General features: G+C 46.3%; 15 protein-coding genes. 3 read left to right on the forward strand and 12 right to left on the reverse strand.

Translation table 11 applies throughout. The features are described from left to right. Positions 1-73: 73 nt before the first annotated feature. The 5 genes from Q7A_RS05955 to Q7A_RS05975 form a co-directional block, all read right to left on the reverse strand. Entirely contained in the window at positions 74-574 is a 501-nt protein-coding gene (locus Q7A_RS05955) for a hypothetical protein (RefSeq protein WP_014706436.1), read from the reverse strand. Next, positions 567-1304 (reverse strand): tRNA threonylcarbamoyladenosine dehydratase, encoded by a 738-nt coding sequence (locus Q7A_RS05960; RefSeq protein WP_014706437.1) that lies wholly within the window; start codon positions 1302-1304, stop codon positions 567-569. Before Q7A_RS05960 ends, Q7A_RS05955 begins: the two co-directional genes overlap by 8 nt. A 120-nt stretch (positions 1305-1424) precedes the next feature. Beyond that, complete coding sequence (locus Q7A_RS05965) at positions 1425-3473, reverse strand: transglutaminase TgpA family protein (protein WP_014706438.1); 2049 nt, start codon at positions 3471-3473, stop codon at positions 1425-1427. After that, on the reverse strand, positions 3463-4425 hold the full coding sequence (locus Q7A_RS05970; protein WP_014706439.1) for a DUF58 domain-containing protein: 963 nt from the start codon (positions 4423-4425) through the stop codon (positions 3463-3465). The genes Q7A_RS05965 and Q7A_RS05970 overlap by 11 nt, the downstream gene beginning before the upstream one ends. Then, a complete protein-coding gene (locus tag Q7A_RS05975; RefSeq protein ID WP_014706440.1) occupies positions 4425-5336 on the reverse strand; it encodes an AAA family ATPase in 912 nt (303 codons plus the stop codon). Before Q7A_RS05975 ends, Q7A_RS05970 begins: the two co-directional genes overlap by 1 nt. A 94-nt stretch (positions 5337-5430) precedes the next feature. Here Q7A_RS05975 and Q7A_RS05980 point away from each other — a divergent pair, with 94 nt between their 5' ends. Then, positions 5431-5724, forward strand: a complete 294-nt coding sequence (locus Q7A_RS05980) for an encapsulin-associated ferritin-like protein (protein WP_014706441.1) — start codon at positions 5431-5433, stop codon at positions 5722-5724. Here the strand turns inward: Q7A_RS05980 and Q7A_RS05985 are convergent, their stop codons facing one another. Continuing rightward, the gene (locus tag Q7A_RS05985) at positions 5725-6489 is read right to left on the reverse strand and encodes a TatD family hydrolase (protein WP_014706442.1); all 765 of its coding nucleotides are present in this window, start codon (positions 6487-6489) and stop codon (positions 5725-5727) included. A gap of 34 nt (positions 6490-6523) precedes the next feature. On the opposite strand from Q7A_RS05985, the gene Q7A_RS05990 reads away from it, so the two are divergent. Further along, the gene (locus tag Q7A_RS05990) at positions 6524-6985 is read left to right on the forward strand and encodes a hypothetical protein (protein ID WP_014706443.1); all 462 of its coding nucleotides are present in this window, start codon (positions 6524-6526) and stop codon (positions 6983-6985) included. 4 nt (positions 6986-6989) lie between these two features. Here the strand turns inward: Q7A_RS05990 and ggt are convergent, their stop codons facing one another. Continuing rightward, complete coding sequence (gene ggt, locus Q7A_RS05995) at positions 6990-8660, reverse strand: gamma-glutamyltransferase (RefSeq protein WP_014706444.1); 1671 nt, start codon at positions 8658-8660, stop codon at positions 6990-6992. After that, the gene (gene trhO, locus Q7A_RS06000; RefSeq protein ID WP_014706445.1) at positions 8657-9655 is read right to left on the reverse strand and encodes an oxygen-dependent tRNA uridine(34) hydroxylase TrhO; all 999 of its coding nucleotides are present in this window, start codon (positions 9653-9655) and stop codon (positions 8657-8659) included. Before trhO ends, ggt begins: the two co-directional genes overlap by 4 nt. A 128-nt stretch (positions 9656-9783) precedes the next feature. On the opposite strand from trhO, the gene Q7A_RS06005 reads away from it, so the two are divergent. Then, complete coding sequence (locus Q7A_RS06005) at positions 9784-10197, forward strand: hypothetical protein (RefSeq protein ID WP_014706446.1); 414 nt, start codon at positions 9784-9786, stop codon at positions 10195-10197. 1 nt (position 10198) lies between these two features. Here Q7A_RS06005 and Q7A_RS06010 read toward each other — a convergent pair whose 3' ends face one another. The 4 genes from Q7A_RS06010 to Q7A_RS06025 form a co-directional block, all read right to left on the reverse strand. Then, positions 10199-10777, reverse strand: coding sequence for a DUF882 domain-containing protein (locus tag Q7A_RS06010; RefSeq protein WP_014706447.1), 579 nt, complete (start codon positions 10775-10777; stop codon positions 10199-10201). 70 nt (positions 10778-10847) lie between these two features. Further along, on the reverse strand, positions 10848-11810 hold the full coding sequence (locus Q7A_RS06015) for a FecCD family ABC transporter permease (RefSeq protein WP_014706448.1): 963 nt from the start codon (positions 11808-11810) through the stop codon (positions 10848-10850). Further along, entirely contained in the window at positions 11807-12580 is a 774-nt protein-coding gene (locus Q7A_RS06020) for an ABC transporter ATP-binding protein (protein ID WP_014706449.1), read from the reverse strand. The genes Q7A_RS06015 and Q7A_RS06020 overlap by 4 nt, the downstream gene beginning before the upstream one ends. Next, on the reverse strand, positions 12573-13490 hold the full coding sequence (locus tag Q7A_RS06025; RefSeq protein WP_014706450.1) for an ABC transporter substrate-binding protein: 918 nt from the start codon (positions 13488-13490) through the stop codon (positions 12573-12575). The genes Q7A_RS06020 and Q7A_RS06025 overlap by 8 nt, the downstream gene beginning before the upstream one ends. Positions 13491-13509: the final 19 nt, after the last annotated feature.

Here is a 13509-nt window from a genome sequence, read left to right on the forward strand (position 1 = left end):
TTAAGATGGGTAGACTACTCCCCTAAGACAGTGGGCATTATAAGCACCTCTGCCAGGCACTGCAATGAAAGGTTTAGACTCTGAGTTGCCAGGTAGGCTGATTGTTGTCATCAATAATCTGATGCTTGATTAACCATTGCTGTGCATCTTCCGCATCCTGTTCAAACCAGGCTTTGGCACTGCCGAGGCGGAAACTGTAGCCCCAGCTGTCCATATCCAGCATCATGCGTTGTTTACCCATTTCAGGCAGAAAATCACTGAGCAGGATCTGCAGATAACATACGCCATTTTCTTCATCATAATCACCAGCGGCATCGGTATTTAACGTTATGCGACGTTGATTATCCATACAGATATAATGGCCAGCTTCATGTAACGCCGAATGCACTGGTGTATCAAGCCGCAGCAATAATTGATTGCCTAGCAGACCGGCTTCACGTTCGCCAAAAAAACTACCGGGAATAGTCTCATTTTCTTCAACCTGTCTGATTTCAATCCCGTAAGGTTTAAGCAGTTTTTGCAGTTGTTGTTGATAGAACGCTGTGCAGTTCACTACGTTTTGTGGATCAGACACGTCTGGCATCACCAATAATATGATTAATCACCAGGCCTGCCAGGGTTAAGCCGAATATTGAAGGCATATAACTTACCGTGCCATTAACAGCTCGTGCCCGACCACGACTGACCGGCTCCGGTGGCAGCGGCGGTAAAGGGTACTCCAGTGAATAAACAGTTTGGATTCCTTTGCCAACACCACGTTTACGTAAATGTGAACGCAATTGTTTGGCGAGTTTGCAAATGGAGGTATTCATTAAATCGCCAGTACGTACTTGAGTGGGATCAAGCTTGCCACCAGCCCCCATACTGGAGAATACCGGTAACTGATTACACCACGCGGTTTCCAATAGAGTTGTTTTACTGCTCATGCTGTCAATGGCATCAATGATCACGTCAAAGCCTTGATTGAGGGTGTCGGGAATCGTTTCCGGGGTTAAGAAGTCAGTGATAAGGTTGAGTTCGCATTGTGGATTAATATCTGCGATACGCTCTGCCATCACTTCAACTTTCAATTTACCGACAGTAGAGTTCAGTGCCACCAGCTGACGATTCAGGTTGGACGCCGAAACCACATCATGATCCACCAGTGTCATTTTACCCACGCCCATCCGCGCCAGCGCTTCAGCGGTAAATGAACCGACACCGCCCATACCCGCCAGAAAAACATGACTGTTTTGAAGACGCTCTAAACCGGTGTCACCCAGCAGGATATGGGTGCGTTCAAATAATGGATTGCTATGCGCCATCCGCTTCCCTCTAAACATTACCTAAAATTAACTATTTTCCGATAACGGTCAGCTAATGGCAAAAGTGCTTGAGCTATATGCAACTATCAGGATGCAATTTGCAGAGGTGGACAAAGCCATTTATCGGTGTGGACGGAAATTTTTGACCGACTCGATAAAATCATCTTCCAGGGCTTCTCCGCGATAACGCAGATGCATATAACAATAACTGATCATGGCAATCTGTTGCTGATGCTGCGGAAGCGCCAGTTGAGCGCGACGGGAAAAATCTTCCGGACCTTCATGGGCCTGACGCACAACGCCATGCCGTGCAAGTTTAAAGCAGAATTTCTGATAAAAACGCTGTACTCGATCCTGAGGTATGGATTTTACTCTCAAAGTTGTCCAGGCAATCCAGCCAAATATCAGCGCAATACCAATGGCCAGCCAGCGAATCATTTTTTCCCAGTCCGGCTGATGCATGCCGAGTTTTTCCAGCAACTGCATTTGACGATCCGGACCATAGCTGACAACCCACATTTCCCAGGCACTGTTCAGAGCATCCCAGTTATTCTTTGCTGATTGCCAAAGCTCTACCAAGCGATCATTATTGGCTATTGCGGCAGGTGAACGCCGTTCAGCCGGTAATAAATCACGGATCCCAAAGTCGACACGCTCACTGGAAACGGCAGCAGTGGGATCAATTCTGATCCATCCCTGTTGTGGCAGCCAGACTTCTGTCCAGGCGTGAGCATCGCGCTGTCGTACCGTAAGCACCTGATCTACCGGATTGATTTCTCCGCCTTGATAACCCGTCACAATGCGCGCCGGAATACCTGCGGCGCGCATTAACACGGTAAAACTGGCAGCATAGTGCTCACAAAACCCCTGACGACTCTCGAAAAGGAACTGATCAATGGTATCGCCGCGTAATGCTGGTGGCGTCAGACTATAACTGAAATCCTGCTGACGAAAATAATTCAGTACGGCTTCAATATAGGCCTGCTCAGTTGGATTTTGTTCGACAAGATTCTGTGCCAGCTGCAGACTTCTTGGATGACGATCTTCCGGCAGGTTTAATCCATATCTCACATAAGGATCATTTTGCGGGTTAAATAAATAGTCAGTATGAGAGCTCAACTGATATTGAGTGCGCTGTTTGATTGGGTCACTGCTATTTAACTCTCCATCTGCACTGAGACGGGTCTGCATGGTTTGCGGATAGGCTGTTGGGAAATCCAGGGCAAATAACCAGCGCCTGTCATGGGGTTCCAGGGTCATGCTGTAGGAAAAAGCATCTCCGGCGACATGAATTGTTGAGCCGTTTTCGTAACGTTTTTGATTGTCAGTTAATGGCAGCCAGCGTTTGCCATCGGTATGCCATAACACTGGGCCACGCCAATATAAGTCCTGACGTTCAGGAAACTGGTTGTTGTCGAATTTTACCCGAAAGGCTATGGCATCGGATTGAATTAACTGGCTGATATTGCCGATCGTAATATTGTCTGCCATGCCGGTCACTGCACTGTTTTGCGGTGGTACTTCGCCTAACGTCATACTATCGGGGAGACTATCCGGGATATCCATTGCGTCATTTGGTAAGCCCCAGATAGGACCTGAAATCCTGGGAAACAGCACAAACAATAACAGCATCAGAGGCATGGCCTGTAAAACCATCACAGTTGATTGTTTAAGCCGATGTTTGATGGAGCTGTCTGATTCATTGGCAGTAATCAGACAGCTGGTCAGCAGGATCACATTGACCAGCATTAAAATGACGATTGGAATGCTCTGATTGAAGAAAAAATGGGTAATAATCAGGAAAAAACCCATGAAGCAACTCAGATAAACATCACGCAGATTTTTTACTTCCACCATTTTGAAGGCCGCCATGGTGGTCAGTAACGCCACCCCTGCATCGCGGCCAATGGTAATTCCATAACTGTAAAATACCAGCACAATGGTCAATATCGCGCCAATGGAATGCAGCACTTTTAACAGGCGTTTATCCGCAGGTAGTGGCCATCCATACCAGCTATTCATTAACCTCCAGCCCATCATCAACAGAAATATCGCCGCAACCCACAGCGGTTGATAGAAAAAATGCGGAATGGCGATAATCGTCAATGTCACCATTAACCAGTGAATGGAGGATTTCGAAGGGATTTCAGCTGAACGTTTATTGGCCATAAAGCGCCAGACTTTGCAGACAAAAATGACGATGCTGGTCGCCTGAATCTATCGTTATTGTTTGTTTTGGCAGGATTAAACCGTATTGCATACCAGCGGTATCTGCAGTCAGAATCCACTGACATAGTTGTGATAATTTCGCTTCGGTATCAGGTAAATCAGCCACATCATCCCATTTGAACAACATTTTTTGTCCGGAAGGACTGCTAAATTGTTTAGTCCGTAAAATGCCATCCCGAGCCAGGGCTTTCCAGGCTATATGTTGCCTGGCATCACCCACGCGATAGCGATGAAAACCGGCAAAATCATCGAGTCCTTGTTGATGCTGCAAAGCTGCGGAATCATCCATAGTAGAAGGTGGTGGTAATGGTTTGTTGCCCATTGGCCTGGGATAAATCAGCACCCGTTGCTGGATATCAATAAAAAACCAGCTCAGCAATAATCCAATAGGGTAGACACTGGAAAGCCTCAACCGCCCTAAATCCTGCCAACCTCTTTTATGGGTCGGTATGGGAATCAGATGCAGGCTGGTTTGTTCTGCAGCAAGCTGAGGAGCTTTATACACAGGAAGATACCGGGAAAATTGTTTTAGCGGCCACCAGCCTGAACGTGATATTGATGGCAGATAAGCGATATCCAATTGTCGGATAGGTCGTGGACTTTGATTGGTCAGGTTCAGTGGCAACAAAACAGGTTGCTGGCAAAAAACCGGTTCAGCCCGGCCAAGCTGATAATCCAGCTGGCGGACATTACGATAACTGTGATGCATGGCTACATGGCCGACGCTAACCAACAGGAAACATAGTAGGTGACCCAGACTGTTGTTGTAGTTAATGGCACCCAGCAACATCACCACAATCAATAGCGAATAACTCAATCCATAGCGGCTGGGCAAAATAAATACCCGGTAGCGTTGCTGTTGACGCCAGCGCTGCCAATATTGACGGAGCATCAGGGAAGCGCTACCTGCTTCAGGATCTCGGCAGCCCAGTCTGCAGATTGCAGATGTTCACGCGCCTGTAGTCGATGTTGAACAATACTGGGAAAAACCGCTTGTACATCTTCTGGAATAACAAAATCCCGACCATTGATCATGGCCCAGGCCCGAGCGGCCTGAATCAGACCCAGTCCGGCGCGTGGGGACAGACCATTATAAAATTGACCGCTGTTTCGGGTGTAAGCCAATAAAGCCTGCACATAATCAATCAACGCATCACTTAATGAAATTTTACTGGCTGCCTGCTGAAGCTGGATTAATTGGGTTGGCGTAATTTCAGCTTGCAATTGCTTGAGCATTTGACGTCTGTCTTCCCCGGTCAGCAAGGCACGTTCAGCCTGTTTATCCGGATAGCCGATTTGAATGCGCATCAGAAATCGATCCAGCTGTGATTCGGGCAGAGGAAAGGTACCAATCTGATGAGCGGGATTTTGGGTCGCAATAACGAAAAAGGGATCTTCCAGAGGATGGCTGTCTCCTTCAATCGTAACCTGTTGCTCTTCCATTGCTTCAAGTAACGCACTTTGTGTGCGGGGAGAGGCCCGATTAATCTCGTCGGCTAATAGAAGTTGCGTAAAAATGGGGCCACGATGAAAACTGAACTGATGTTTTTCGGGGTCATAAATGGATACCCCAAGAATATCTGCCGGCAACATATCACTGGTAAATTGCACCCGTTGAAAACGGAGTCCCAACGTTGTGGCAAGAGTATGCGCCAGAGTGGTTTTGCCAACACCCGGCAGGTCTTCAATTAATAGATGTCCCCGCGCCAGAAGGCATGCTAAGGCGAGTTTGACCGGTTGCTGTTTACCAAGAATGACTGAGTTAATAGCGTAGAGTATGCGTTCAGTGCTGCCTTGCGTCATGGAAAGTCCTGTATTGATCTAGGTTATTGTTGTTATCTGAATAGACATGCTATTTTTCGTCAGGTTCTATTCATTTTTTTTCAAGGAATTGTATATGTCAAACGAAGGTTATCACGAGCCGTTTAGTGAATTATCAGACGAAACCAAGGATATGCACCGCGCCTTAATATCGCTAATGGAAGAACTTGAAGCGGTCGACTGGTATAACCAACGCGTTGATGCCTGTAAAGATCCTGAGTTGAGGAAAATTCTTGAACATAATCGTGACGAAGAGAAAGAGCATGCTGCGATGACGTTGGAATGGATTCGCCGACGGGATAAAAAAATGGATGAAGAGCTGCGTGATTATCTGTTTACCGAAGGTGAAATCGGTGAACATCACGATTGATCAGATATTGAACAGCTGACGACAATTTCTCGTGGTGATTTCAGCAATATACTCCGCTGATTCATCACGCAATTGGCTCAGTTTTTCCAGGATAGCCTGGAGGTGTTCTGGGGTGTTACGTTCACCCTGATGACCACAAAGTGGCATATCTGGCGCATCTGTTTCCAACGCGATTTGCGAGAGCGGTAATTCAGTAAACAGACGTTGTAATCTCTGCGCACGTGGATAGGTTAATGCGCCCCCGATCCCCAATAAAAAGTTAAGTTTGCGATATTGTTCTGCCTGTTGGGCACTGCCGCTGAAAGCATGCACGATGCCGCCGGATAATTTTTTCTGACGGAGTACTTTTAAAACGTCATCATGGGCTTTGCGCACATGCAGGATAACCGGCAAAGCAAACTGAACAGCAATATCAATCTGTGCTTCAAATAAGATGAGTTGCGATGTGATATCGGCATCAGCTACATAAAGATCCAAACCAATTTCACCAATGGCAATAGGCTGATATTGCTTAACGGCTTGCTCAAGAAGTTGGGCAGCATTATCGGGATGATCAGCCATAAACATCGGATGGCAGCCCAGGGCCAGCGATAGCATCGGATGACTGCTACATAACTCGACTTGTTTGGGCCAGCTGTTCACCGTCACGCCGGGGATGACGATTTTTTCGATACCTGACCTGGCGCAGTTTTGCAGAATGTCTGTTCGATCTTTGTCGAAATCGTTGAAGTCGAGATGGCAATGACTGTCAATCAGGTGCACCATGTCAAAATGGCCTATATAAACAGAGGAATAGTCTATGTCTGAAGTCTATCATGAAGCCAGTAAGCCACATGAGCGGTTAATGTTCAACGTCGCAATATTTCATTTTCTGGTTCCGGCGATTCTGTTTGCTACCGAAAACCTGTGGCTGATTTTCTCATTATCGCTGTTGGGTTCGTTGATTATGATTGGCTCCATAGCTTACAAAGCCTATAACTCGCAACACCAGACAGCACTGGTTCAGGCCCACTGGAAACTGGCCTGGAAGCGCAGTATGTACTTATTAGGTGCTTATCTGGTGGCGGCAGTGATTTTTGGAATCGGCTCATTTTTATTGATGGCTCAAGCAGATGAAAGCATGCGCTTTATTCAACGCTCAGTACTGGGGTGGTTTGCATTAGTGCCCATTTCACTGACGTTGATTGCGTTGATTGTGCTGGAGGGTAGTGCGTTGGTTCAATCCAGAAAAGGCATCATGCCATCTGAGATGAAACTGTAATCATTCAGTCTTTATCGATAATCTGCTCAGTCTTTGCCATACCCTCACCACGAGGGTCACTGGCGGCACTAAGTTTGCCGGTCTTCTTATCGGCCACAATGACCTGCATATTGCCAAATTGACGGTTTAACACATCCAGTTGATGACCTCGGTCTGTTAAATCCTGTTGCTCCGCCTCACTCAGACCGGGGGTTTCCATTTGAACCCGGTCTGGCAGATATTGATGGTGCAATCGCGGCGCAGCCACAATTTCTTCGGCATCGTGGCCTTCAATAAAATGTAATATGCCTTGCATCACCATGGTAATAATTCTGCTACCTCCGGGTGTGCCGATGACCAGCAATCGCTGTTCATTTTCGACAAAGCTTGGCGTCATACTGGACAGTGGACGTTTGCCCGGTTCAATGGCATTGGCGGACTCACTTACTAAATCATAGGCGTTGGGGCTACCGCTTAACGCAGAAAAGTCATCCATTTCATCATTCAGCAAAACACCGGTATTTCCAGCCACAAAGCCACTGCCAAATGGGTAGTTGATACTCAGCGTGGCAGATACCCGGTTGCCATCTTGATCAACAATTGAAAAATGTGTGGTGTCCTGGCCTTTGTTGCTGAATTCATCAGTTAATTCATCACTTTTACTGGCGCTTTCGGGATCAATGTCCTCAGCTATTTGGGCAGCATAACCGGGATCCAGTAAATAATCCGGAACCTTAATAAAATCACTATCACCAAGATGTAGAGTGCGTTCTCGATAGGCCCGACGCATGGACTCGATTAGCAAATGCCGCTTTTGTAGCTTGTCAGCTTGCCAGTAATCCAGTGTATTCAATTGATTCAGCATCAAAGTTATCAATTGACCGCCTGCCGAGGGCAATGCAGCAGTGGTAATGGTGTAACCAGCAAGTTGAGCCTTTACTGGCTGGCGGATTTTCAGTTGATAATTCGCCAGATCCTGTTCTGTCCAGATACCGCCCGCGGCTTGAACTGATTTGACCATCTGTTCGGCAATTTCACCCTGATAAAAAGCATCCCGACCTCTTAAGGCAATAGCTTCCAGCGTTTTGGCTAATTCCTGCTGGATGATCATGGAGCCTAAAGCGGGAATTTCTTCGCCATCCAAAAATATCGCTTTAGCTTCGGCATTTAACACCTGTTTTCTAAAGCCCATATAGCGTTGAAAACGAGGTGTAACGACAAAACCTTCTCTGGCATATCGAATTGCAGGGGCGAGGGTGATAGATAATGGCAAAGTACCATAATGCTCAGTTAAATAATCCAATGCGGCCGGGGTTCCCGGAATAGCGGCCGCCAGTGGTCCGTTTAATGATAAATCACGAACCACTTCACCATTGTTATCCAGATACATATCACGGTGTGCCTGGGAGGGGGCTGTTTCACGACTGTCCAGCATAATCTGTTGTTGGTCGGTTTCACGATGTAATAACCAGAACCCACCACCTCCAAGACCAGAACCGGCAGGCTCAACGACAGCCAGTGCAGCGCTTACTGCAATCGCTGCGTCAAAGGCGTTGCCACCTTGTTGCAGAATTTCAAACCCTGCCTGGGTGGCTAAAGGATGTGCTGAAGCAATCGCCGCTTGTCCGTTTTGCGTTTGAGCAAAACCAAGCGGAATGATCAGTACATAAACAAGCAGGGCAGTGAATAATCTCATCGATGGTGTTTTTTCATGGCAGCGAGTCGATCCTGCTCTTTACGGCGAATTTTCTCCAGACGATGTAATTCAGCAGCTTCGTTGGATTCCATGCCGATATGTGCTTCACCTCGTTGCAAGGCCAGCTGGATCTGTTTTTCACGTTCTGCGTAGCGGGCTTTCTGATCATCCGTGGTTTTATCAAAACAATGTGGGCAGGACACACCGCGTTGATATTTTTCACTTTGCTTGTCTTCTTCGGTGATCGGTAACCGACAGGCATGACATTGGTCGTATTCACCTTTTTCGAGGCTATGGTTCACGGTGACCCGTTCATCGAATACAAAACATTCACCTTCCCATAGCGACTCTTGTTCGGGCACATCTTCCAAATATTTGAGAATGCCACCTTCCAGATGATAAACCTCCTCAAACCCCTGTTCCTTCAGATAAGCGGTGGATTTTTCACAGCGAATTCCGCCAGTACAGTACATCGCAACTTTTTTATGTTTTTGTGGATCCAGATGCTGTTTAACATAGTCAGGAAATTCACGAAAACTCTCTGTGTGAGGGTTAACCGCGTTTTTGAAGGTGCCTACTTCAACCTCGTAATCATTTCGGGTATCGACCAGTAAGACTTCAGGATCACTTATCAATTTGTTCCAGTCTTTGGGCTTGATATAGGTGCCGACTGACTGTTTCGGATCGATGCCTTCGACACCCATAGTGACGATTTCACGTTTTAATTTCACCCGGCTTCGCAGAAAGGGCGGATTATCGGTATACGACTCTTTGAAACTTAAATCCTTTAATCTGGCATCGGCGCGTAAATAATCCAGCAATGCATCAATAGATTGTCGCGAGCCGGCGACGGTACCATTTATCCCTTCCTGGGCCAGCAATAAGGTGCCACGCACTTCATGATCCAGCATGAATTTGAGTAGCGATGGTTTAATCGCAGCATAATCATCTAAAGTGACAAATTCATATAATGCGCAGACCACAGTTTGAGCCATAGAAATATTCCGTAAAGATTTTAAAGCCCTATATTTTACAGGGATATTGTCAGGTCGTGTATGCTTACTTGATAGCAAGCCTTCACAAGCAATGACTGATTTTACCAATCAACACAGTGAGGTGTGAAATGGATGAATTGCAACAACTCAAACAAGAAAGTGAACAGTGGCGGGCTGATCATCTTCGCTGGTTGGCCGATGCAGATTCCTGGACGCATCATACTCAGAGATTAATAGCCGTTCTGCACAAACTGGAAAGAAGTTTACCCGAACACACTGCCAAGCTGGATCAACATGTTGAATTAATTATGCAGCATGAAGAAACCATTAACCGCTACGAATGCGGGCTTGACCCTAATTGTATGACCAGCTGTGACAGTTATATCAATCTTGAGAAGCAAAGGGCGTTTCATGATAGATTGCGAAAACTGCATCTTAAAATGCAACTGCATCATCAACAATTCAGTGAGCAATATAAAAATCAGATGACTATTTTTTATCAACAAGCGCAGCAGCTGATGCAGGAAATTACCGAGCTTTAATTTACCACCGGCGGACTCGCCCGGTATCAATGTGAATAAAGTCAGATTTTGGATAAAAACCGACGCCACCACCTTGCAGATTTATCGCCATATCACGCAATTCTTCGAGGTTGGTGCCTGGCAACCGTAAATCTACCGCCATGCCAAGTGTGTGGAGACTTTTCTGAGCGACGCCAGTGCTGCTCTTGCGTAGCATTTCATTGCTGGCAGGGGAGCGATAACCGGAAATAATATGAAACGCTTGTTTACTTTGTGCTTTCTGCTGTAACAGAAACATTAAATTCAACAATTGCCGATCCATATCTGTGTGTTCACCGCTACGATGATCACGTAACAGGTAATCAATTTCTGCCAGTGCATTCGGCTGATATTCGCCTTGCGCCCAATAAGTCGCTTTGAGCTTTTCTTCAGTATGCAGGTTATACAGCGACAGCTGACGAGGTGCTTCTTTAGGCAAGTTCGCCAATGCTGCGGGCATCATTAACATGGCACCGCTGGCAGCCAGATAACGTAATATTTGGCGTCTGTTAAAGGTTTTTTGCATCACTGTGGCAGTTAAACGGTTATCAGAATCAGTCATATAAATACCCGCCAGAGAAATGTTGCAGCAAAAATCGCGAATGACAGCAGCAGTTAACGATTTCGCTATATTAATGCTGCGATTTATATCGCATCAAAAGCCACAGGAAAAACGGTCCGCCCAATAACGTGGTAATAACACCCACAGGTAATTCTGCAGGGGCAATGACTAGTCTGGCAAGCGTATCGCAAATCACCAGAAAGCTACCTCCAAAAAGCAATGTGGCCGGTATCAAATAACGATGATCTTCACCGATTATCAATCTACAGATATGTGGCACCATCATGCCGACAAAGCCAATTGGACCGCATAAAGCAACGATAGCACCCACGCACAACGAAGTAACAAAAAATAATGCGTAGCGTACGTATTTCACCGAAACGCCTCGACTTGTGGCTATTTCATCACCGGCCATTAACAGGTTCAGTTCGCGGCTGAGATAAATAATCACTACTGCCGTCAGCATAACAAAAGGTAACAGTTGCTTTAATTCCTGGTAACCGACGACGGTTAAACTGCCCATCAACCAGCGGATGATTTGAAATGAATCGGCAACATTACTGAGATACTGAATAAACAGAATCAGACTGGAAAAAAAGAAACTAATAGCCACACCGGTTAACAATAAGGTTTCGCCGGAAAAGCCAAACCGAAATCGACTGATACTGTAAACAAAGCTGATGGCGATTAACGCACCGGCAAACGCGCTGAGGCTGGTGGCACTTAACCCTAAAATCGTAAAACTAATACCCGTATAGACACTGATCGCTGCCCCTAGTGAGGCTCCGCTGGCGACGCCGAGGGTAAATGGTGTGGCCAGCGGATTGCGAAACATTGCCTGAAATACCATGCCGCACAATGCCAGACCACAGCCCGCAGTAAATGCAAATAACACTCTTGGGATCCGCAACTCATAGATAATCATTTGCTGGATTTCTGCCGAACCAGCCGCTGAAAAATCCAGCCACGGACTGATAATGACCACCAGAATGGTAAACAGGCTTAATGCGATGAGTTTAAGTTTTATGCTCATGATTCATCTGCCACAGCAATCAGCCGGTCATGATGTGGATGTTTGGCAAACACAAACGCTTGCTGATAAAGCTGCTGTAACCGTTCGGCATCTAAAAACTGTTCAGCAGGGCCATGCCACAGGCATTTACCATCCAGTAACGCCAATACATGTTTACTGTGCTGCGCAGCATGATTGATATCGTGGGTCACTTCGATAATGGTTTTGTGCAGTTGTTGATTCAGTTTGCGGATTAATTGATGTACGGCAACCTGGTGATGGGGATCCAGAAAGGCCGTGGGTTCATCCAACATTAAAACCGGCGTATCCTGCGCCAGAGCGGCGGCAATCATTACCCGTTGGCACTCTCCACCACTGAGAGTCGACATTTTACGAAAGCGAAAGGGTTGGCTGTCAGTAATCGTGAGCGCATTTTCTACTGCGTCCTGATCCTGCGATTGCCACTCAGAAAAGATATGGTGGTAACTGTATCTTGCCATCCGTACAAATTCTTCAACATTGAAACTCAGGTGACTGCCTCCAGTCTGCGGCACATAACTGATGAGTTGGGCAAGTTTTTTCTGGCTGTAATGTGAGAGCATTTGTCCATCAATAGATATTTTCCCCCCCGACACAGGCTGAAGCGCAAATAAGGTTTTTAAAAAAGTGCTTTTGCCAGAGCCGTTTGGTCCCACAATACACAGGTAATCGCCACGGGCAATATCGCAATTGATGTCTTCAATCAGTGTTTTATCGCCGACCTTTACCAAAATATTGCTGCAGCTAATCATCTAGAGATACATCCCAATCCAGTTGTGGATGAAATATCCGCGCCAGATCCTCTGCCAGTTGAATGATTCGGGGGCCGGGGATCACTGCATAATCGGCTTGAATAATATATAACTGGTTATTGCTGATGGCATCAATTTTATCCAGTCTCTGCCATTGCTGCCGTAGCTTGGTGAGGTCAGGTGAATACACTTCTTCGCTGGGAAAAATATCAACAATGATTTGAGGGTTAAGCCGTAACAGGCCCTCTGTGGAAACTGCAGGCACTTTTATGTTTGGTCCCTGATAGACATTGGTCGCACCAACAAATGACAATAAATCATTATAAAAATCCTGTTGTCCGGCGAGATATACCTTATCCAGAAAATGCGTATGTGAACTATGGGCTATCGCAATCAAAACAGTCGGTTCGGGCTGATTGTGGATTTTCTGTTGGATTGATTCAAGCTGATTATCAAACTCGCTGACCAGGTTTCTGGCCAATGACACATTATTAACTGCTACGCCTATATCAATGATGCTGTTTCGAATGCCGGCCAGACTGGAGTTATCAATACTTAGCGTTTTAATCCCCAATTGCTGCAGTTGCGTATTTAAGCTTTGTTGGCGTTCCAGCAGGATAACCATATCGGCTTTCAAGCGAACAATCTGCTCCAGATTTGGATCCAGATAACCGCCAACTTTGGGAAGATTTTTCACTTGGTTGGGGTATCGACAATAGTCCGTTACCGCAACCACTTTATCACCCGCATCCAGTGCAAACAGTGTTTCGGTAATGCTAGGAGCCAGACTGATGACCCGCTGCGGAGAGGATATTTCCGACGCATTATTTTCGGATTGCAGTTTTTCAGGTTGCAGCCAGACGAAAATAAAAATGGCGATAAACAGCAGAATCGGCCAAAAACGCGCCATTTTGGCTTTCCCGTAATCA

Source organism: Methylophaga nitratireducenticrescens, from assembly GCF_000260985.4.
GTDB classification, from domain to species: Bacteria; Pseudomonadota; Gammaproteobacteria; order Nitrosococcales; family Methylophagaceae; genus Methylophaga; species Methylophaga nitratireducenticrescens.

Bases quoted from the DNA above. Each gene is read 5' to 3' on its own strand.
- Q7A_RS05960 (WP_014706437.1), bottom strand. From the start codon at position 1,304: ATGGCGCATAGCAATCCATTATTTGAACGCACCCATATCCTGCTGGGT.
- Q7A_RS05965 (WP_014706438.1), bottom strand. From the start codon at position 3,473: ATGGCCAATAAACGTTCAGCTGAAATCCCTTCGAAATCCTCCATTCAC.
- Q7A_RS05970 (WP_014706439.1), bottom strand. From the start codon at position 4,425: ATGCTCCGTCAATATTGGCAGCGCTGGCGTCAACAGCAACGCTACCGG.
- Q7A_RS05975 (WP_014706440.1), bottom strand. From the start codon at position 5,336: ATGACGCAAGGCAGCACTGAACGCATACTCTACGCTATTAACTCAGTC.
- Q7A_RS05980 (WP_014706441.1), top strand. From the start codon at position 5,431: ATGTCAAACGAAGGTTATCACGAGCCGTTTAGTGAATTATCAGACGAA.
- Q7A_RS05985 (WP_014706442.1), bottom strand. From the start codon at position 6,489: ATGGTGCACCTGATTGACAGTCATTGCCATCTCGACTTCAACGATTTC.
- Q7A_RS05990 (WP_014706443.1), top strand. From the start codon at position 6,524: ATGTCTGAAGTCTATCATGAAGCCAGTAAGCCACATGAGCGGTTAATG.
- ggt (WP_014706444.1), bottom strand. From the start codon at position 8,660: ATGAGATTATTCACTGCCCTGCTTGTTTATGTACTGATCATTCCGCTT.
- trhO (WP_014706445.1), bottom strand. From the start codon at position 9,655: ATGGCTCAAACTGTGGTCTGCGCATTATATGAATTTGTCACTTTAGAT.
- Q7A_RS06005 (WP_014706446.1), top strand. From the start codon at position 9,784: ATGGATGAATTGCAACAACTCAAACAAGAAAGTGAACAGTGGCGGGCT.
- Q7A_RS06010 (WP_014706447.1), bottom strand. From the start codon at position 10,777: ATGACTGATTCTGATAACCGTTTAACTGCCACAGTGATGCAAAAAACC.
- Q7A_RS06015 (WP_014706448.1), bottom strand. From the start codon at position 11,810: ATGAGCATAAAACTTAAACTCATCGCATTAAGCCTGTTTACCATTCTG.
- Q7A_RS06020 (WP_014706449.1), bottom strand. From the start codon at position 12,580: ATGATTAGCTGCAGCAATATTTTGGTAAAGGTCGGCGATAAAACACTG.
- Q7A_RS06025 (WP_014706450.1), bottom strand. From the start codon at position 13,490: ATGGCGCGTTTTTGGCCGATTCTGCTGTTTATCGCCATTTTTATTTTC.